This is a genomic window from Pseudoalteromonas gelatinilytica (genome assembly GCF_001641615.1).
Lineage (GTDB): Bacteria > Pseudomonadota > Gammaproteobacteria > Enterobacterales > Alteromonadaceae > Pseudoalteromonas > Pseudoalteromonas gelatinilytica.
The window spans coordinates 595,202-615,296 of record NZ_LRRU01000020.1; the positions used below are offsets into that span (position 1 = coordinate 595,202).

General features: G+C 40.6%; 22 protein-coding genes and 2 tRNA genes. 12 read left to right on the forward strand and 12 right to left on the reverse strand.

Going from position 1 to position 20,095, the window contains the following annotated elements:
* Nucleotides 1-2 precede the first annotated feature (2 nt).
* From NH153_RS15710 to NH153_RS15760, 11 genes are all read right to left on the reverse strand, one after another.
* Nucleotides 3-2,087, reverse strand: coding sequence for a DUF1302 domain-containing protein (locus NH153_RS15710; RefSeq protein ID WP_063705564.1), 2,085 nt, complete (start codon nucleotides 2,085-2,087; stop codon nucleotides 3-5).
* Nucleotides 2,088-2,375: 288 nt separating this feature from the next.
* A complete protein-coding gene (locus NH153_RS15715) occupies nucleotides 2,376-2,597 on the reverse strand; it encodes a DUF2835 domain-containing protein (protein WP_063705566.1) in 222 nt (73 codons plus the stop codon).
* Nucleotides 2,597-5,191 (reverse strand): aminopeptidase N, encoded by a 2,595-nt coding sequence (gene pepN, locus NH153_RS15720; protein WP_063705568.1) that lies wholly within the window; start codon nucleotides 5,189-5,191, stop codon nucleotides 2,597-2,599. Before pepN ends, NH153_RS15715 begins: the two co-directional genes overlap by 1 nt.
* 41 nt (nucleotides 5,192-5,232) lie before the next feature.
* The gene (nhaC, locus tag NH153_RS15725) at nucleotides 5,233-6,714 is read right to left on the reverse strand and encodes a Na+/H+ antiporter NhaC (RefSeq protein ID WP_063705570.1); all 1,482 of its coding nucleotides are present in this window, start codon (nucleotides 6,712-6,714) and stop codon (nucleotides 5,233-5,235) included.
* 177 nt (nucleotides 6,715-6,891) lie between these two features.
* Entirely contained in the window at nucleotides 6,892-8,916 is a 2,025-nt protein-coding gene (prc, locus tag NH153_RS15730; protein WP_063705572.1) for a carboxy terminal-processing peptidase, read from the reverse strand.
* Between the two features lie 27 nt (nucleotides 8,917-8,943).
* Complete coding sequence (proQ, locus tag NH153_RS15735; protein WP_063705575.1) at nucleotides 8,944-9,594, reverse strand: RNA chaperone ProQ; 651 nt, start codon at nucleotides 9,592-9,594, stop codon at nucleotides 8,944-8,946.
* Between the two features lie 14 nt (nucleotides 9,595-9,608).
* Entirely contained in the window at nucleotides 9,609-9,887 is a 279-nt protein-coding gene (locus NH153_RS15740; RefSeq protein WP_063705577.1) for a hypothetical protein, read from the reverse strand.
* Nucleotides 9,884-10,345, reverse strand: a complete 462-nt coding sequence (locus NH153_RS15745; RefSeq protein WP_063705580.1) for a free L-methionine (R)-S-oxide reductase MsrC — start codon at nucleotides 10,343-10,345, stop codon at nucleotides 9,884-9,886. Before NH153_RS15745 ends, NH153_RS15740 begins: the two co-directional genes overlap by 4 nt.
* Nucleotides 10,346-10,470: 125 nt before the next feature.
* Nucleotides 10,471-10,866, reverse strand: a complete 396-nt coding sequence (locus tag NH153_RS15750; protein ID WP_063705582.1) for a hypothetical protein — start codon at nucleotides 10,864-10,866, stop codon at nucleotides 10,471-10,473.
* Nucleotides 10,867-11,018: 152 nt separating this feature from the next.
* Nucleotides 11,019-11,109, reverse strand: a tRNA-Ser gene (locus NH153_RS15755).
* Between the two features lie 41 nt (nucleotides 11,110-11,150).
* A tRNA-Ser gene (locus tag NH153_RS15760) sits at nucleotides 11,151-11,241 on the reverse strand.
* Between the two features lie 258 nt (nucleotides 11,242-11,499).
* On the opposite strand from NH153_RS15760, the gene NH153_RS15765 reads away from it, so the two are divergent.
* The 12 genes from NH153_RS15765 to NH153_RS15820 all read left to right on the forward strand — a co-directional run bounded on the left by NH153_RS15765 (nucleotide 11,500) and on the right by NH153_RS15820 (nucleotide 19,481).
* The gene (locus tag NH153_RS15765; protein WP_063705584.1) at nucleotides 11,500-12,165 is read left to right on the forward strand and encodes a Bax inhibitor-1/YccA family protein; all 666 of its coding nucleotides are present in this window, start codon (nucleotides 11,500-11,502) and stop codon (nucleotides 12,163-12,165) included.
* A gap of 55 nt (nucleotides 12,166-12,220) precedes the next feature.
* A complete protein-coding gene (tusD, locus tag NH153_RS15770) occupies nucleotides 12,221-12,574 on the forward strand; it encodes a sulfurtransferase complex subunit TusD (protein WP_063705587.1) in 354 nt (117 codons plus the stop codon).
* Nucleotides 12,571-12,927: a sulfurtransferase complex subunit TusC gene (gene tusC / locus NH153_RS15775; protein ID WP_063705589.1), complete on the forward strand. Its 357-nt coding sequence runs from the start codon at nucleotides 12,571-12,573 to the stop codon at nucleotides 12,925-12,927. Before tusD ends, tusC begins: the two co-directional genes overlap by 4 nt.
* Nucleotides 12,928-12,932: 5 nt before the next feature.
* Nucleotides 12,933-13,190 carry a sulfurtransferase complex subunit TusB gene (gene tusB, locus NH153_RS15780; RefSeq protein ID WP_276203799.1) on the forward strand — a complete coding sequence of 86 codons (258 nt, stop codon included), beginning with the start codon at nucleotides 12,933-12,935 and terminating at the stop codon, nucleotides 13,188-13,190.
* A 3-nt stretch (nucleotides 13,191-13,193) separates the two neighbouring features.
* Entirely contained in the window at nucleotides 13,194-13,523 is a 330-nt protein-coding gene (gene tusE / locus NH153_RS15785) for a sulfurtransferase TusE (RefSeq protein ID WP_063705594.1), read from the forward strand.
* Nucleotides 13,523-14,170, forward strand: a complete 648-nt coding sequence (locus NH153_RS15790; protein WP_063705597.1) for an rRNA large subunit pseudouridine synthase E — start codon at nucleotides 13,523-13,525, stop codon at nucleotides 14,168-14,170. Before tusE ends, NH153_RS15790 begins: the two co-directional genes overlap by 1 nt.
* Nucleotides 14,163-14,597, forward strand: coding sequence for an NUDIX hydrolase (locus NH153_RS15795; protein WP_063705600.1), 435 nt, complete (start codon nucleotides 14,163-14,165; stop codon nucleotides 14,595-14,597). Before NH153_RS15790 ends, NH153_RS15795 begins: the two co-directional genes overlap by 8 nt.
* 87 nt (nucleotides 14,598-14,684) lie before the next feature.
* Complete coding sequence (gene mnmA, locus NH153_RS15800; protein ID WP_063706178.1) at nucleotides 14,685-15,785, forward strand: tRNA 2-thiouridine(34) synthase MnmA; 1,101 nt, start codon at nucleotides 14,685-14,687, stop codon at nucleotides 15,783-15,785.
* Nucleotides 15,785-16,387, forward strand: a complete 603-nt coding sequence (gene hflD, locus NH153_RS15805) for a high frequency lysogenization protein HflD (RefSeq protein ID WP_063705602.1) — start codon at nucleotides 15,785-15,787, stop codon at nucleotides 16,385-16,387. Before mnmA ends, hflD begins: the two co-directional genes overlap by 1 nt.
* Nucleotides 16,388-16,420: 33 nt before the next feature.
* Nucleotides 16,421-17,791: an adenylosuccinate lyase gene (purB, locus tag NH153_RS15810; RefSeq protein ID WP_063705605.1), complete on the forward strand. Its 1,371-nt coding sequence runs from the start codon at nucleotides 16,421-16,423 to the stop codon at nucleotides 17,789-17,791.
* A gap of 73 nt (nucleotides 17,792-17,864) precedes the next feature.
* Nucleotides 17,865-19,010, forward strand: coding sequence for a cupin domain-containing protein (locus tag NH153_RS15815; RefSeq protein WP_063705607.1), 1,146 nt, complete (start codon nucleotides 17,865-17,867; stop codon nucleotides 19,008-19,010).
* A gap of 12 nt (nucleotides 19,011-19,022) precedes the next feature.
* Nucleotides 19,023-19,481 carry a GNAT family N-acetyltransferase gene (locus NH153_RS15820; RefSeq protein WP_063705610.1) on the forward strand — a complete coding sequence of 153 codons (459 nt, stop codon included), beginning with the start codon at nucleotides 19,023-19,025 and terminating at the stop codon, nucleotides 19,479-19,481.
* A gap of 70 nt (nucleotides 19,482-19,551) precedes the next feature.
* Here the strand turns inward: NH153_RS15820 and NH153_RS15825 are convergent, their stop codons facing one another.
* The gene (locus NH153_RS15825) at nucleotides 19,552-19,998 is read right to left on the reverse strand and encodes a DUF4826 family protein (protein WP_063705612.1); all 447 of its coding nucleotides are present in this window, start codon (nucleotides 19,996-19,998) and stop codon (nucleotides 19,552-19,554) included.
* Nucleotides 19,999-20,095 lie beyond the last annotated feature (97 nt).

A 20,095-nucleotide genomic window follows, 5' to 3' on the forward strand; every position in this document is an offset into this window, starting at 1 on the left:
CCTTAGATTGAATATTTAATATTGAAAGAAACATAATCGCGGTCAGAGAAAGTATTCGTTGCGCCACCACCCCAGAAAGAGTTGTAGCTAAAGTCGAACGACCACGCATTTTGATAGTTGAAGTTCATAGTAACACCGAGCGATTTACGGTCTTCAACAAATAAGAACATTGGATCTGGTGTAATACCATTCACGTCATGTGAGAACACAAAACGTGGCGAGAAGTTAACACCATTAAAAATGTTGTAGTAATCACCTTTCGCAATAAGACGATAACCCCAAGCCGATGCTGTTGGGAATGGGTTCGTCTCAGGACCATTAGACAGACCTAGATGAAGTGTTGAGTAATCATCACTTAACGGGCCTTGCATGATACCGCTTCGACCAGTACCCGCTACGTTTAAACGAAGCTCGTCGTAGTCAGGCATATCGTTAATGCGTACACCACCAATTTCACCAACAACTGCCCAGCTATCAGCACCTAATGATGGGCCAAATAGATGTGTTGCTGTAAATTGTAACTGTGCTGTATTACGCAGGATGAAACCTTGTGCAACTTCACCCGGACCTACAACACTTGTTGCATCGCCAAGACTCATTTGCGAAATACCAGCAAAGTCAGGACGAATACCCGCAACAGCTAGTTGCTCAGGCATACCCGCATACAGTAACTCTACGTCATCAATTTGTAGAGGCTCATCTTGACGGAAGGCAAATTCACCGGCAAATGCTGTTTCACCTAGCGAGGTATTGAAGCTGATACCGTAAAGTTTAATATCTTCAGGGTATTCTAACTGGCCTTTAGTGAATGCTTGTAGGTTTGTTACGTTATCTTCAGTGATATCTGTTGTTAAAAGCATACCGATATCGGCAGCAATTGCTTCACTGGTAAAGTTTGAAACCTGACCAGAGATTACCGGGCGACGGCTATGATAGTTAATGTGATATAGCGCTAACTCAGTATCATTCAAATCAGGTAAGAACATACCTAAACGTAAACCGTATTGGCCACCGTCATCAGGTTCGTTTTTACCAGCACCACCCTTGCCTTTTAACGCCACTTTAGTTGGGTAAGCTAGGTACATTTGTGCCATCATTGCTCGGCCTTGTACTGATGTAGGATCAACACCTTGCGAGCGAACAATGTCATCTAAATTATTTAAGCTTTCAGTTAAGAATGCTAAGTCGATATCTGGGTTAGACGTGAAGCCTAATTGGATATTTTGTTGATAACCATTTTCAGATGCGAAATCGTTGGTCGAGAAGTACGTACCAGCCGCTGGAAGGCGCGTTTCATGCCATTGATATTGGTAAAAGCCTTCAAGGGTTACATTATCAGTAATACCTAAAGACGCCCAAAGCATACCAACTGGAATAAAGGCTTCTTTTAATTCAGCACCAGGGGCTTTTAAACGATCGATATCAACAGGGTTTACGTTAATACCATGAGAAATTAAAGTACTCTCCCCCCAGTTAACAACTTGTTGGCCTAAACGAATAGACAGCGGGTTACGACCTTCATTTAAATCAAAGTTTGCCCATACATAAGCATCTAATAAACGCAGATCAGCACACACTTGTTCTTTGGTGTCGTCATCATCACATGGGTCTACTTTTTTACCTGATGTTGGGTTGCTATACGCAAAATCACCATCCATTAGGGCGAAGTCGTAGAAATACATGAAACGAGTAAATAAACCAAAGTTATCTTTGCTGATTGATAGCTCATGGTTACCTTTTAATAATTTTGAAAATGAATCACCACTATCAAAATTAAGGTTACCTGCATCACCATTATTTGAGTAAGCACCCGGTTGGTTCCATACATCAGCAGAAGAATAAATTGGATTTAGCGCAGAGTGATAACCCGTCCAATCAAATGAAGGATTATTACTTTTACCAATATGTTGGAAATCACGGTCTTCAATTCGTATGCTTTGACCATAAGAAAAGTTAGAGTCAAATCGAACGTCGAAACCACCTAACTCAAAATTTGCCGCATGCAAAGATGTGCTTGAGAGTCCGAGTGTAGCTGCAGCGAGTCCCAAAGCTATTTTGTTTTTAACAAAAAGCGATCGTTTTATCATTGTGTTCATCCCCCTGTAACGGGTTGTTTTGTGATCAAATTGTTGTTTTTAGTATCTTTCTAACGATAGAAGCGAAACGCAAAAATTACAATACGGAACGCGTTCAATCGGTTAATATTTATTTAAAAATGTGACGTTTACGTATTGGTAAGACGTCATACCAGATATTTTATACACGTAAATTAACAATAGAACAAATCGAATTAACAAAAATATAATAAATTTAGCGAATTGGGGACAGTAAAAATTAGCTTTTTAGGTGACAAAAAAGCAGCCGAAGCTGCTTTATTAACTGATTTTTTCGAGTTTTAAGAATTGATTATCTGCGGTTAACGTTAATCTAAAACGCCCTCTTATTCCTAACGATGAAATAAAAGGACGTAAATGACCGGCAGCAAATCGAACTGTCTTACCACCATCTTCTGTGACTTGCACCGATTTATATTTACCGTGGTAGTAATCAAGACATTCTGAGTAACTCAGATACAATGCAAAATAATATTCTGTCATTAACTTTCGAGTGCTTTCTCTACTTTTTCAAACAGATCATCACTGAGTCCATCTAAATCAGCTAAACGTTGTAGTTGTGCTTTCATTGCCGCAGAACGATTTTCATCATAGCGTTTCCATGACATAAATGGCGTCAGCATACGTGATGCATTTTGTGGATTAATATCATTAAGCTTCACTAATAAGTCACCCAACAGCTGGTATCCTTTACCATCTGCACGATGGAACTGAGTGATATTAAAGTGACTAAAGCTGCCAACTAAAGCACGCACGCGGTTAGGGTTACCAAAGTCAAAACTTGGGTGTTCATAGAGCGCTTTAATATCGTTGATACTCGTTGCAGAATCTTTCATTGCTTGCAACGCAAACCATTTATCCATAACGAGCACATCATGGCGCCACTTTGCATCAAACTCTGTTAGCAGCGTATCACATAGTGAATGGTTTGCTTTTACCACCGCACTCAATGCGGCAAGGGCATTGGTCATATTAATACTGTGTGCAGATTCTATGATGAGGCTATTAACGTCGCTATGATTCGTTTTCGCTAAATAATGTAAACAAAGTTGCTTAAGAGCACGTACGGCAACAGATGTCGCAGATGTTGAACCATCATCTTCTAGCGCGTTATAACAATTTACCAATGATTCTGTTAGGTGAGTTGCTATTTGTGATTCAAATGCATTTTGTACAGCAATAATGTCATCAACAGGGATAACTGCATATTCTGCTGCGAGGGTATCGTAGCTAGGCAGTTTTAAAAGCTCAGCAATTAGAGCAAGATCACCTTCTCGCTGATCAATTAATGCTTTTAATGCGAATAAAATGTCATCCGATAAACAGGCTTCACCACTGGCAATCGCCGCTTTCATTTCATTGGTAAATAAACGCTGCTGCGCATCCCAACGTGAAAAATCACTGCGAGCAAAACGCATGATATGTAATAGATCAGCAGCAGAGGTATCTTGATTAACAATACACGGCGCAGAGAAATCTTCGAGTAGCACTGCTACAGGGCGCTGTTTAATGCCCTCGAAAACAAACTGCTGCGTTTTTTCAGTGACATTTAATACCGAATCTTGGAGCTGATTATCAATTATAAGAGGTAGCGACTGCCCTTCACTATCTAATAGCTCAATAGCAAATGGAATATGTAATAAGGCATTGTTAGGCTGATTATCAGGTGCAAACTGCTCAATACTTAATGTAAAGGTCTGATTCTTTTCATCAAACTCTTGTTCTACACTGAGTTTAGGCGTTCCCGCTTGGCTATACCAGCGCTTAAATTGCGTTAAATCAATGCCTGAGGCATCACTCATTGCAGCTACAAAATCGTCACAGGTAACAGCTTGTCCGTCATGACGTTCGAAATACAATGCCATACCTTGCTGGAACTTTTCTTCTCCAAGTAAGGTGTGCATCATGCGAATAACTTCAGCCCCTTTGTCATACACAGTCACTGTATAAAAGTTATTCATTTCAATGACTTTTTCAGGGCGAATTGGGTGTGCCATCGGCCCTGCATCTTCACTAAATTGGTGAGTACGCATGACTTTAACTGCATCGATACGGTTAAGCGCACGAGAACCTAAATCGCTACTAAACTCTTGGTCGCGGAAAACCGTTAAGCCCTCTTTTAACGACAGCTGGAACCAGTCACGGCAAGTAACACGGTTGCCGGTCCAGTTATGGAAATACTCGTGCCCTACAATTGATTCAATCGTATGATAATCTTTGTCAGTGGCTGTTTCTTGATTCGCCAGAACACATTTAGAGTTAAAGATATTCAAACCTTTATTTTCCATTGCGCCCATGTTGAAGAAATCAACGGCAACAATCATGTAGATATCTAAATCGTATTCAAGGTTAAAGCGCTCTTCATCCCATTGCATTGATTTCTTTAAAGACGTCATAGCATGAGGCGTCTTAGATAAATTACCTTTATCAACAAACAAAGCTAATTCTACTTTTCGACCAGACTGCGTCGTGTAATGGTCACGTAATACGTCAAAGTCACCGGCGACTAATGCAAATAAGTAGCTAGGCTTTTTAAATGGGTCTTGCCATTTTACAAAATGACGACCGTCATCTAAGTTACCTGATTCAATTTGGTTACCATTAGACAGTAAATGAGTGTACTTTTTGTCGGCAATAATGGTTACATCAAAGCTGGCAAGTACGTCTGGGCGGTCAAGGTAATAGGTAATCTTTCTAAACCCTTCAGCTTCACATTGCGTACAGTAAGCTCCACCCGACAAGTACAAACCTTCTAACGAAGTATTCGTTTGTGGATCAATATGGTTTTCAATTTTAAGAATAAAGCTTGCAGGCAGATTATGAATAATCAGCTTTTCATCTTCAAGCGTGTAATCATCATACGCTTGATCATCAACCTTTACTGAGATAAGTGTTAAATCAACACCATCAAGCGCAAGATCTGCATTGCTCTCATCAGTACGGTTGATTGTCATTGTTGACTGTACTGATGTTTTTAAAGGGGCTAATTCGAAGCGTAAATTGATGTGCTGGATTGAAAATTGTGGGGCTTGGTAATCTTTTAAATATTGAGCTTGAGGTTTAGTCGTAGTAGACATAACTGACTCCAAATGGCCCTGCACTGCAGGGCCTATATAGTTTATTCAGCGTTAGCTTCTTGTTTAAGGTGCTTTGGGGTAATACGTAAAATTTTAATACCTAAATAAGCGTAAACAATCGCTAAAAGTGGATTAATTAAATTAAAGAATGCATACATGGCATAATCAAATGGATTGATTAATAAAACACTTTGCATGTAGGCACCACAGGTGTTCCATGGGATAAGTGGGCTGGTAATTGTGCCGCCATCTTCTAATGTGCGAGATAAGTTAACCGGCTTTAAACCGCGTTTTTCGTATTCATCTTTAAACATACGACCAGGAACAACAATCGCGATATATTGATCCGCTGCAACTGCATTCGTACCAATACATGTTGCAATCGTTGCAGTGATAAGCGAGCCGGTGCTTTTAGCAATTTTTAAGATGCTCTTAACGAACATATCAAGTAAGCCGGTTTTTTCCATGATAGCGCCAAACATCAAGGCCGTCATGATCAGCCACGTTGTTGTTAGCATGCCAGCCATACCACCACCGCTTAATAGTGAGTCCATTTTTTCATCGCCAGTATCAATGCTAAAACCATCGAAGAACGTTGTCCAAACTAGTTTAAAGTAGCCAATAGCATGACCTTGTGATGCATCAATTTGGCTATTGATTAAATCTGATTGAAATAACATAGCCCAAATTGCACCTAGCACTGCACCAATTGAAATAGCAGGGAAAGCTGGCATCTTACGAATTGCTAAAAATAACAGCACCACCAGTGGCACTAGCATTTCAAAACCAATATTAAAATTTTGTTCTAGTAAATTTACGATTTCGTCAATACGACCTGCTTCTGCTGAACCGCCAGCATTAAAGCCCATAAATATGAAAATGATTAATGCGATAATAAAGCTTGGTACCGTTGTCCAAAGCATGTGATGAATATGGTCAAATAAATCAGCCCCTGCCACTGCCGGCGCTAAATTCGTTGTTTCAGAAAGCGGGCTTAATTTATCACCAAAGTAGGCACCTGAGATAACCGCACCCGCAGTGACAACTTGTTCAAGACCAAGACCAGTTGCAACACCTAATAACGCTACACCAATGGTCGCAGCCGTTGTCCAAGAGCTACCGATACTCATAGCGACAATGCCACAAATCAAGCAGCTAGCGGCATAGAACCAGCTAGGGTTGATAATCTGTAGACCATAATAAATTAAAGTAGGTACGGTGCCTGATAACAACCAAGTACCAATTAAGGCACCCACCATTAATAGAATAATGATTGCTCCCAGGGATAAGGTGATCCCCTCAATCATAGCTTGTTCTAGTTTCTTCCAGGTGTAACCATTTTTTAAGCCTATTAATGCCGCGGTAAATGTAGCGAATAATAATGCGATTTGGTTAGGACCTGATGATGAATTATCACCGAATAAATAAACAGCAGCGCCTAATAGGCACACGAGCACAGTAATTGGGATTAAGGCATCTAAAAAACTGGCCTGTTTAATTGGCTTCTCTTCAATTGAATTCAAAAGATAGTCTCCTACACGTCTTATGTGGCGTGTTTAATTATTATTGTAAGCTTTGACGCAAACTTCAGTGGCCTTATGCAGCCAAGTATTGTGATTATACCAATATGACCTGTTTTAGGTAGCAAAAAAGGCGCTTATGCGCCTTTTTATTAATCTATATTGCTAATTAATTGCTAATTATTTCTTAGCGATACGACCATATTTTATATAATCTTGGGTGATTAATGCCGCTTCTTCTAAGAAAGGGTCTAGTTCATCAAGGCTATCTGGTAAATCATCAAGGTTTTCAACTGGCTTTTCACCTAAGCGAACAAGTCGTTCATTAGCACGCTCTAAGGCACGCTCTTCACCTTCATCTTTCTCTTTTAGACGGGTCGCTTCAACCAATGAGATAGTTTTACGGTCTTTCTCTTCTTGGTAGCGCTTAATGTCATCAAACACATAGCCAAACTCAGGCTCACCGGCAATACGCGTATCATGAAGCTTATTAACGTAAGCAATCGCTGGTTTTAGGTTATCAACCGAATTGTACTTAGCACGGATGATGCTATCCCAAGGTAATGCGTTATCTTGCTGGCTCTCGCCCCACTCTGATGGGTCAATTGCCGATGGGAACGATACATCTGGGATCACGCCTTTGTGTTGTGTGCTGCCGCCGTTAATCCGGTAGAATTTTGCAATGGTATATTGCACGCTACCTAATGGGTGATCGTATAAGTCATAAGCACGGCCAAGTGGTTTGTGCTGTTGAACGGTACCCTTACCAAAGGTTTGTTCACCAATCACAATTGCGCGGCCATAGTCTTGCATTGCAGCTGCAAAAATCTCTGATGCAGACGCACTGTAGCGATCAACTAACACAGTTAGCGGGCCATCATAAAAAGTGACACCGTCACGATCTTTTTGCTCTTCAATACGATTATTCAGGGTATGAATTTGTACAACAGGGCCTTGGTCGATGAACAAGCCAGATAACTGAGTCGCTTCGTAAAGTGAACCGCCCCCGTTTTGACGTAAATCGATGATGATGCCGTCGACTTTAGCTTCTTTTAATTTCGCAATTTCAACTTTAACGTCTTGCGATAAATTGTTATAGAAACCAGGGATTTCAATCACACCAATTTTGCTGGTTAAGTCTGAATATTTTGCTTCAAATACTTCAGATTTTGCAGCGCGATCTTCTAAGCGAATTTTATCACGCGTAATTTCAACCACTTTCGGTGTGCCGTGAGCATCTGCCCCTTTAAGATATTGCAGACGAACTTTTGTGCCTTTAGGGCCCTTGATCAAATCAACGACGTCATCTAAACGCCAGCCAATTACGTCAACAAAGTCTTCGCCTTCTTGAGCAACACCAATAATACGATCGTCTGCTTTAATTTGTTCTGATTTATCAGCTGGGCCACCAGGCACTAAACTACGGATAACTGTGTAGTCTTCATCATAGCTAAGCACCGCACCAATACCTTCTAACTCAAGATCCATATCCATCTTGAACTGTTCAGCGCGTCGTGGTGATAAATAAGAGGTATGTGCTTCGATGCTTCGTGCAAATGAATTCATCACGATTTGAAACGCATCTTCACTGTTTGTCTGAACTAAACGTTTTTGCGCATTGTGGTAGCGTTTGGTCAGAACTTCTTTGATGCCCTGCCAATCTTTACCGGTCATTTTTAAACGTAACGCATCATATTTAACGCGTTGACGCCAAAGTTCATCAAGCTCAGCTTGGCTTGTTGCCCAATCAGCGTCTTCACGGTCAAATACGTACTCATCTTCATTATCGAACTTCATTTCATTTTCAAGTAGCGATAAAGAATAATCGTAACGTTCAAAACGACGTTTTAAGCTTAAGTTAAAAATATCAAAGGCAAAACCCAATTTACCTGTCGACAATGCATTATCAAACTGGTCTTTATATTGCTCAAACGAGGCAATGTCAGACGCTAAAAATACACTTTTGTTGTAGTCGAGAGATTCAATGTAGCGATCAAAAATCTGTTCAGATAATTCATCGTTAAATTTAATTGGTTTGTAGTGTGCACGAGTAAATAAGTTTGTCACCCGTTTGCTTGCTGTACTATGTTGGCTTTCTTGCTTGAGTACTGGCAAATCTTTTTCTGTCAGATTATCTGACGATGCCAATAATGAACCTGAAAACAGGGCAGCGACTAACGGAATGAGCGTAAACTTTTTACTCATACACAACTCCTTTATTTTTTACAGCTATTAAATGATATACAGGCTGTCTGCTTTGGTTTTAACTTGCATCCCTGTTACTAACTCAACGTGAACTTCATCTTTATTCACTTCAGTAATAACTGCGTTTACAAGTGCTTGGCCAAGTTTAACTTTAACTTTGCTATTTACCTTGACCTCAGAGGCAGGTAAAGGTTCAACTTTTCCTGAACGTTTTACAGGAGCAGCTTTAGCAGGCTTATTACTTACTTTAGCGCCTTTTTCGCCAGATTTAGCGTGATGACCTGTATTCTTTTTGTAAGATTTTGTGTCACCGTCTTTGCGTGGACGTTGTGGCTTTTTACGCTTCGCCATTTTAGCGCGGCTTTCTTCTAACGCTTTTTGCGCGTGTTCAATGTGCTCTTGTTCCACTTTTTCGTCTTGATTACCATCAAGGTCGATACGGAACTCAGACTTAGTCACGGCTTCTAAATAGCGCCAGTTTGAGGTGTATTTTCTTAGTGCTTGACGTACCTGAGTCTTACTTACTTTCTCAGAACCTTCAATGCGCTCAGCAATATCTTTAAAGATACCGACTTTAAGCGGTTGAATGCCGTCTTTTTGTTTAAAACATTGTGGAAATTCTTGGTATAAGAAATCCAATACTTCATTAATATCTTTTAGCTTGTTTGTGGTTTCCATGTTAGAACCTTTTATTACATCTTTTCATCTAATGATGAATCGACATAGTGTGTTACCCAGTCGGTCAACTCTTCGAAGTCCGCTTCAATAAGCGCTAAATCACCACGAAGGTGTTCCCAAATACCATTTATAATTTCATCAATTGATTCACAGTCAAGGTCATCCGGTAGACGATCCCAAGCCATGTGAATCAAGTCGTTGAGCCTTTCGGCAACAACTTCTTCTTCCCCTTCCCAATCACCAACATCAGCAATTGCAAAGAGGTAATCTTGCACATTTAGCAGATCTTTCATTTTAGATTTGCCTCAAAGCATTTTACCAATGCTTCTAAACCAGCTTGATCATCAGCGTCGAATCGCGCAATGCTTGGGCTGTCGATATCAAGTACAGCAAATACTTTACCGTCTTTGAAAATCGGCACAACGACTTCAGAATTCGATGCAGCATCACAGGCAATGTGCCCAGCAAATGCATGAACGTCTTCAACGAGTTGTGTTTGTTGTGTTTGCGCGGCAGTTCCACATACCCCTTTACCTACTGGAATACGGATACATGCAGGATTACCTTGAAACGGCCCTAGCACTAATTCTTCAGGTGAATCCATTAAATAAAAGCCCGCCCAGTTTATATCCTCTAAAGAGGTAAATAACAGCGCACTAATATTTGCCATGTTGGCAATAACATTTGATTCACCAGTGATTAGCGACTCAGTTTGTTTAACTAATGACTGGTAAAAATCTTGCTTTTGCATACCAAACTACTTCTTATTAAACATACAGTAGCTAAAGGTACTCTTTGTAGACGACAAATGAAACCTTTTAAGGGCAAAAAAAAACATTTTGCCCTCAATTTCAGTCAGCTTGATTAAATATTCTGCTATTGATGAGAAGATTGTGTTGTAAGACCCTGTCTTAAACCAAATAAAAACAGACCCGCTGCAAGTGCAGACATCAATGCATTAACAATAAATTCCATGCCTGTTGTCGGACTTAATAGGTAACTAAAGATGGCACCACCTAATAGACCTAGCGTTAATACACCTGAATAATTTACCTTTGCATACTTATACATAAGCAAATATCCCGGTACGACAAAGGCTGCCATAGTTAACCCAACGATATGTGCATTGGCTATTGCGCTAACAAGAAGCTTAAAGAAAATGCTTAAGCCATTTCCCTCAAGTGTAAACGCATAATAAAGGCCTAAGATACAACCGATGATCACAGGCGATAATAAAGAAAGTCCTACACTCTTTGCTAAACGATGTTTCATAAATTCCCTAATTTCACAAAGATAATACGAGAAGTAATAAGCATGGACTAACTAGTTGAAATGCGAAATATCGACAATAGTCGTAATTTGCAGGCTGAAGAAAAAGCGCTAGAAACAAAAAAGCCGCTGAATAAATTCAGCGGCTTCAATGATGGTGGAGAGATAGGGATTTGAACCCTAGAGGGGCTACAAACCCCTGCCGGTTTTCAAGACCGGTGCATTCGACCACTCTGCCATCTCTCCGAATGCGAAAACCTACTCGCTTACGCCAGTAGTAAAAATAATGGTGGAGAGATAGGGATTTGAACCCTAGAGGGGCTACAAACCCCTGCCGGTTTTCAAGACCGGTGCATTCGACCACTCTGCCATCTCTCCGACGGCGTGCATAATAGATAAAGCGGCCGTGCTTGTGAAGCTTTTTTTTCAAAAAACTGTTTAAGTGATTAAAAAACAACTAAATCGTTCAGCATTAACACAATTAAAGTCAAAATATAATCGATTTGAACTTTTCAATTATTTATCCTGTCTATTGATCCACAATAGTTTGCCCAAATATATAACTCTTGATAGGCTTAGTTCAGTTTAACAATTGGAACTAACGAACGTATAAGTTCATTTAAAGGAGCTCTAACAATGGCGTTTAATCAATCGTACAATACTGCTAGACCAGTAATGTCGACTATTGAAACCAATAAAGTTTTAAAAAACACCTATTTTTTACTCGCAATGACACTTGCTTTTAGTGCAGTCACTGCCGGTATCTCTATGGTAATGAATCTACCTTATTTTATGGGGTTAGTATTCAGCTTGATTGCATTCGGCGTACTTTTTGTTGTTAATAAAAAGGCCGACAGTGCGTCAGGTGTTGCTTGGGTATTTGTTTTCACAGGTTTGATGGGCGCAGGGCTTGGTCCAATGCTTAACTACTACGCAGCAATGCCAAATGGCCCATTCCTTATTATGCAAGCGTTAGGTTCTACCGCGTTAATTTTCTTTGGTTTGTCGGCTTATGCGCTTACCACTAAAAAAGACTTCTCATTTATGGGCGGCTTTTTAACTGTTGGTTTAATCGTGGTTATTATTGCAAGCCTAGTTAACTTATTTATCGGCAGCTCAGTTACCTTTATGGTTATCAACGCCGCTGTTGTACTAATTATGTCTGGTTTCATCTTATTCGACACAAGCCGTATTATTAACGGCGGCGAAACCAATTACATCCGTGCAACGGTTGCTTTATACCTGAACATTTATAACTTATTCACTTCACTTCTACACCTACTTGGTGCAAGTGATGACTAATTAAATAGTTCTGCTAAAATAGCCCCTTTCTAGGGGCTTTTTTATTGGATGCGTTTTGGCACAATTTGTACTTTCTCTTCATACCGCACCGACCGATCACGACACTACTCAACGGCTGATTAAATTTGCACAGGCTTGTCTTGATTCTGGTCACTCGATTGCAGCTATTTTTCTTTATCAAGCAGGTGTTTACCACGCAAGTAACCATTTAGAACTTGCCAGTGACGAGCTACCAATTAATCGCTTGTGGCAGTCGTTAAGTGAGCAAAACATTCCCCTACTGCTATGTGTAACGGCCGCTGAAAAGCGTGGCTTAGATACCGCTAATACAGGTGTGTTTACCGTCGCTGGACTCGCTGAATTTGCGATGCTTGTCAGTGAAGCAGATAAATGGGTGCAATTTAAATGAAAAACATTTTAGTAATAAGTCAACATGGCCCATTTGATGATCAGCATATTCGTGAATCACTCGATACCACACTGATTTTTGCCGCTATCGAACAGAACATTAGCTGGCTTCTGAGTGGTGAAGCTGTTTTGGCTTTGAAAAAAAATCAACAACCAGAATTACTTGGTATTAAAAACTATTTTAAAACCATTAAAACCCTTGAGTTATACGATGTTGAAAACATTTATGTATGTGAAAAGTCGTTAATGGATTTTAACTTAACAAAAGACGCGTTAATGATTGATGTCAAAGTAGCTAACTTTGAACAACAGCGAGCGTTGATTGCACAGCAACATCAGGTGGTTACACTTTGAGTACCTTGCATATTTTTTCAAAACCCTTATCGCATTACTGCAACAATATGCTCGCTAATTTGATTACTGCACAAGATTCTGTGCTACTTGTCAGTGACGCATGTTATAACAGCAGGCAATTTAAACAGTTTTCTTCTGCACTTTTTTTACTGAAAGAAGATGCAGAAGCGCGCGATATTTCACTTAGTCATAATGAATCAGCCTTAGACTACAGGCAATTTGTAGAATTGACTATAAACGCAAAGAACACGATTACTTGGTAAACCATGCTTGAATTTAATAACAAACAGATTGAAACAGATAAACAAGGCTATTTACTTGATTCAAATGATTGGAGTGAAGAGCTCGCACCTATTATTGCTGAACAAGAGAACATTACCTTAAGTGAACAGCACTGGGAAGTTGTCCATTTCGTGCGTGATTTTTACGTAGAGTACAACACCAGCCCTGCTATTCGCATGCTGGTCAAAGCCATGGCCCAAAAGCTAGGTGAAGAAAAAGGTAATAGTATGTATTTATACAAACTGTTTCCTAAAGGCCCCGCTAAGCAAGCGACTAAAATTGCTGGTTTACCTAAACCTGCTAGGTGCATTTAATGGTTAATAAAACCAATAGCAAACCACGTCGCAGTAGCGGTCGCACTTATTCAAGACCAACACAAAAACGTGAAGTTAAAAAAGCAATTAGCCCTGAGCAGCGCAAAGTGGTGCTATTTAACAAACCATTTGATGTGCTTTGCCAATTCACTGATGATCAAAACCGCAAGACGTTAGCAGACTATATCACTATTAAAGACGTGTATGCAGCAGGACGCCTAGACAGAGACAGCGAAGGGCTTTTGTTACTTACTAACTGTGGAAAGTTGCAACACACCCTTACTGAGCCCAATAAGAAAACAGCTAAAACTTATTGGGTGCAAGTAGAAGGTAATGTCAGTGATGAGGCTATCTTTTCGCTTAACAAAGGCGTAGCGCTGAAAGATGGCATGACCAAGCCTGCCAAGGTTAAACGTATTGACGAACCATCCGTTTGGCCTCGTACCCCACCCGTTCGCGAGCGTAAAAACATTCCAACTAGCTGGTTAGAAATCTCTATCACCGAAGGGCGTAATCGCCAAGTTCGCCGCATGACAGCACATGTTGGCTTCCCTACTTTACGATTGATTCGTTACAGTATTGGTAACTATACCCTTGATGGCTTAGAGAATGGTCAATTTAAAGTAGTGAACAACCCTGATGCATAAACCCAATGTCACAGTGGCTGCTATTGTCACGAGCCAAGACAAATTTTTACTTGTTAAAGAGCGCGATAAACACACAGGTGAGATTTGCTATAACCAGCCTGCCGGCCATTTGGAAGCCAATGAAACCTTAGCTGAAGCAGCTCATCGCGAACTTATTGAAGAAACGGGTATTAGCCTTCATGCCAGTCACCTTGTAGGCATTTATAATTTGCATGCCGCGAATGGTGTCCACTATATGCGTTTTAGCTTTGCTTTTAATTGCCCTGAGCCCGTTGAAACATCACCCCAAGATAATGACATTTTAAGTGCAGATTGGTTTAGTCTTGAACAAATTAAAAGCATGCCATTGAGAAGCCCTTTGGTTTTAAAATGCATTGAAGATCATTTAGCTGGTAAAGCCTACCCACTTAGTTTGATTTACCAATAACCCCTGTGATTTTGGCTGGTTTGGGCGTCTAAAAGCATGCTATAATATCGGCCTTTCCATAGCAGTTAAAAAATGACAGCGAATATTATGAGCGAAAATAGTCACATTAAAGTCATCGTGGGCATGTCCGGCGGTGTTGATTCTTCAGTATCAGCGTATTTATTAAAGCAGCAAGGCTATCAAGTTGAAGGCCTGTTCATGAAAAACTGGGAAGAAGATGATAATGATGAATATTGCGCTGCAGCTGAAGACCTACAAGATGCACAAGCAGTGTGCGACAAGCTAGGTATTGAGCTTCACACTGTAAATTTTGCAGCCGAATACTGGGACAACGTGTTTGAGTACTTTTTAGCAGAGTACAAAGCAGGCCGCACACCAAACCCAGACATCATGTGTAATAAAGAAATCAAATTCAAAGCATTCTTAGAGTTTGCAGCACAGGCACTGGGTGCTGATTATATTGCTACAGGTCACTATGTACGCCGCGAACAACGCGGTGATAAATTTGTAATGTGTCGTGGCCTTGATGACAACAAAGATCAAAGCTATTTCTTATACACGCTAAGCCATGAGCATATTGCGCAAACACTTTTCCCTGTTGGTGATATTGCTAAACCTGAAGTTCGCCGCATCGCTGAAGAGCAAGACTTAATTACGCATGATAAGAAAGACAGTACCGGTATTTGTTTTATCGGTGAGCGTAAATTTAAAGATTTCTTACAAAAATTCTTACCAGCACAGCCAGGTAAAATTGAAGATACCGATGGCAATGAAGTGGGCGAGCACGAAGGCTTGATGTACCACACGCTTGGTCAACGTAAAGGCCTGTTAATTGGCGGCATGAAAGAAGGCTCAGGTGAACCTTGGTACGTTGTAGATAAAGACGTTGAACGTAACGTGTTAGTCGTTGGTCAAGGTAAAGACCACCCTCGCCTATACAGTAATGGCTTAAATGCAAACCAGCTTCACTGGGTTGACCGTGAAGGCCCTAAGGGGACCACACGCTGTACTGTTAAAACTCGTTATCGCCAAGAAGATATCAGCTGTACTTTACTCGTTGGTGAAGATGGTATGGCACGCGTACTATTTGATGAGCCACAAAAAGCGGTTACACCGGGCCAATCAGCCGTATTTTACGCTGACGAAGTCTGTTTAGGTGGCGGTATTATTGATTCGGTGATCAAGTAATGACAGAGCACCAAGTCATGGCTTTAGCTGCCATGTGTCAAGTTGCTAAACAAGTACAAAAAGTTGCGCAATATGGCCAAGGCAGTGATCACGAATTAGAGAAATTACTAAACTGTATTGTCGAAACATCACCAAATAGCCCTGAGGAAGTGTATCAAGGTAAGCATAATTTACGAGAAGGCTATCGCATTTTGATTGCACAGCTTTCAGCCGGCGCAGACAAAGACGTCGAAATCGTGAAGTATGTAGGTGGTTTAATGCAATTAGAACGCGCATTAAGCTCAAAACAAAACAGTTTAAATGAATTAGGTCGTCGCATTGATGATGTTAAACGTCGCCTCGACCATTTTGCTATAACAGATGATACTGTTGTAGCAGCGCTTGCTGATATTTACTCATCGGTGCTAAGCCCCCTTGGGCATCGTATTCAAGTGTACGGCAAGCCAGAGTTATTAAAACAGCAGCTCACGCAAAACAAAATCCGCGCCCTATTATTGGCCGGAATTCGTAGTGCCGTGTTATGGCGACAAATGGGCGGTAAACGCCGTCACTTTTTCTTTGCAAAAAGAAAAATCCTCGCCATTGCTAAACAATCAATTTAATTATCGTTCAAACTAGACAATTTAGGAGTCATTATGGAGCTTTCAGCGTTAACCGCTATCTCTCCGGTAGATGGTCGCTATGGCAGCAAGACCACGGAACTACGCAGCATTTTCAGCGAATTTGGTTTAATCAAATACCGTGTAACTGTTGAAGTTCGTTGGTTACAAGCTTTGTCTGCAGCAAGCGCAATCGCAGAAGTACCGGCATTTAGCGACGAGGCTAATGCTTTACTTAATGCCATTGTTGATAACTTTAGCGAAGCGGATGCAGCACGCGTTAAAGAAATCGAGCGCACAACTAACCATGACGTAAAAGCCGTTGAATACCTACTTAAAGAAAAAGTAGCAGACAACGCAGAGCTTAACGCAGTAAACGAATTTATTCACTTTGCATGTACTTCAGAAGACATTAATAACCTATCTCACGGTTTAATGCTAACAGAAGCGCGTGACAAAGTATTACTTCCATACTGTGACCAACTTCTAAATGCATTAAAAGAAAAAGCGGTTGAGTACAAGTCAGTTGCGATGATGACACGTACCCACGGTCAACCTGCTACTCCTTCTACAATGGGTAAAGAATTTGCTAACGTATACATGCGCTTAAAGCGTCAACGTGACCAAATTGCTAACGTAGAAATGTTAGGTAAAATCAACGGTGCTGTAGGTAACTACAATGCTCACCTAAGTGCATACCCTGATTACGATTGGCACAGCCACGCTGAACAATTCGTAACAAGCCTTGGTTTAACATTTAACCCGTTCACAACACAAATCGAGCCACACGATTACATTGCTGAGTTATTCGATGCGATTGCACGTTTCAACACTGTATTGCTTGATTTTGACCGTGACGTTTGGGGCTACATTGCGCTTAACCACTTCAAGCAAAAAACAATTGCAGGTGAAATTGGTTCTTCAACCATGCCTCACAAAGTAAACCCGATTGATTTTGAAAACTCTGAAGGTAACTTAGGTATTGCGAACGCAATTTTTGCACACCTTGCGCAAAAGCTACCTGTATCTCGCTGGCAACGTGACTTAACTGATTCAACAGTGTTACGTAACCTGGGTGTTGGTATGGGCTACACACTTATCGCTTACCAAGCGACATTAAAAGGTGTTAGCAAGCTTGAAGTAAATGAAGCGCGTTTACTCGAAGAACTAGATCAAAACTGGGAATTATTAGCAGAGCCTATCCAAACGGTAATGCGTAAATATGGTATCGAAAAGCCATATGAAAAACTTAAAGACCTTACGCGTGGTAAACGTGTAAACCAAGAAATCATGGCTGATTTCATCGATGGTCTTGAGTTACCTGAAGAAGCAAAAGTAGAAATGAAAAAATTAACACCGGCTAATTACATCGGTCGTGCTGTTGAGTTCATCGACAACTTAGCTTAAATTCAAACTAAGATTTTAAAAAGCGAAAGGCCTTCCTTTCGCTTTTTTTATACCACTTCGTTTAGGTCATGTTATGTATCAATTAACTATAAACTCATTAACCCAAGAGCAGTTTTTAGCCGAGTACTGGCAAAAGAAACCATTACTTATTAAGCAAGGCTTTAAGGATTTTTCTGATCCTATTGAGCCTGAAGAACTTGCCGGCCTTGCCATGGAAGAAAGTATTGAATCACGCATTGTCACCAATCACTCAGATGATTGGCAAGCATACCATGGCCCATTTGAAGACTTTAGTTTGCTAACTGAAAAGCACGCAACACTGCTCGTGCAAGCGGTTGACCATTGGCATAACGATGCTGCGCAATTACTGGAGCCATTTCGTTTTATTCCAAACTGGCGTATCGATGACTTGATGATCAGCTATTCTACGCCGGGTGGTGGCGTGGGACCGCATTTAGATCAATACGATGTATTTATTATTCAAGGTGAAGGTAAACGCCATTGGCGCGTTGGTTTACCTGATGCGAACTTAAAACAATTCGCACAAAATAAAAGCCTATTACAAGTTGAGCAATTTCCTGCCGTGATCGATTGTGTGTTAGAGCCGGGTGATATTTTGTATATCCCACCTGGTTGTCCGCATGAAGGCTATGCCGTTGAAAACGCGCTTAATTACTCTGTGGGTTTTAGAGCGCCAAATCAACGCGATTTACTCTCTCAATTTGCCGATCACCTCATTGATACTGAGCTTGGCAATCAACGATATGGTGATGCAGAGCTTAAATTGCGTACTTCAAAAGGTGAACTTAGCCAAGCTGAAGCTGAAAAAGTAAAGCAGCTTATGATTGCTGCGATTAATGATGACGAAGTATTCAAGACTTGGCTTGGTAACAGTATGAGCCAGCCAAAGCATGAGATGGATTTAGCCCCGCTAGAAGACCCATATTCATTAGATGATGTCATCGAGTTAATCAATGATGACGAGGTTGTTTTTGAGCGTTTAGGTGGTACCCGAGCTATCTACCAAGTTATTGACGATAAGATACTTTTAAGTATTAATGGCGTTAACTACATGCATGATTTAGATGAGCTTGAATTGATAACCAAGCTCACTGATCAAACTTGGCTGACCGCAGCTGACATAAATAGTTCAAAAAATAATCACATTTTCTTGAAAACCTTTACTACACTTTTAAATGAGGGTATTTGGTTTTGTTAGGAGCGTGTGTTTATGGGCTATCATATAGATGAAGTTGAATGGAGTATCGACAAGGAACTCTTACAGCAAATCCGAGAACGGGTATTTGTATGCGAATTACATATCCCTAAACACATAGAGTTTGATCACCTAGATAAAACAGCACACCACGTACTCGTTACAGATGAGTGTAAATGCCCGGTTGCAACCGGGCGTTTATGTAGTGATGGCCTCATTGGCCGTATTGCCGTTTTACCTGAGCATCGCAATCGCTCAGTTTACAAATCATTACTGACATACTTAGTCAATATGGCAGAAAAACAAGGCTGCGACTGTGTCAGTATTAATTGTATTTTGAATGAAGTTGATCGATTTAAACGTAATGGCTTTTCAGCAGATGGCTTAGTATTTATGGAAGCCGGTATTCCAAGACAACGAATGCTGTGCCCTATCAAGCAATTTGATACAAGGCCGTTCACTTTAGTGCATTAAGCGAATTGGCATCAATAAAAAAGCTGAATAACATTATTCAGCTTTTTTAATAGAAATTACGCAAATTGAGTTATGCTGGCTCGTTTTGCCACATTTCGTCTTTTTCAAAAAGTTCATATAAGCCATGAGCACGATTGATGAGTAGATTTGCGAAATCAACTTTGGTTTTATCTACCGCACCTGACTGCATCAGCTGATCAGCTTTCAATTGCCATTGCATCGAGAAATAACGTAATACTTCACGCGCGTTGCTAGCTGCACCAGCTTCAGCATGATCGGTTGGTAAACGACCGGTGATCACCCAATAGCTTTTACCGTTTTGTGCTCTAAACTTCCAAATAGCTACTAAAGGCGCAATAAAACGGCTTTCTTTTTCTACAACAGTTTGCGGAATAACGCCTTTTTCTGCTAAATGCTTTTGTGCATTTTGGAAACATTCTCTTTGCCAAATAACACTTTGTTTTTGCGCTTCGGCTTGTTCTTCTGGTGTTAATGGTCTTGCTTGTTTTTGTTCCATGGTGGTTACTCTTTTACAACATTTATGACACTTTAAGGTTTAAAATGGCGCCGTGCAAGTGTTTACGGGCTATCAAAGAGCATTTTAAATTACTTGC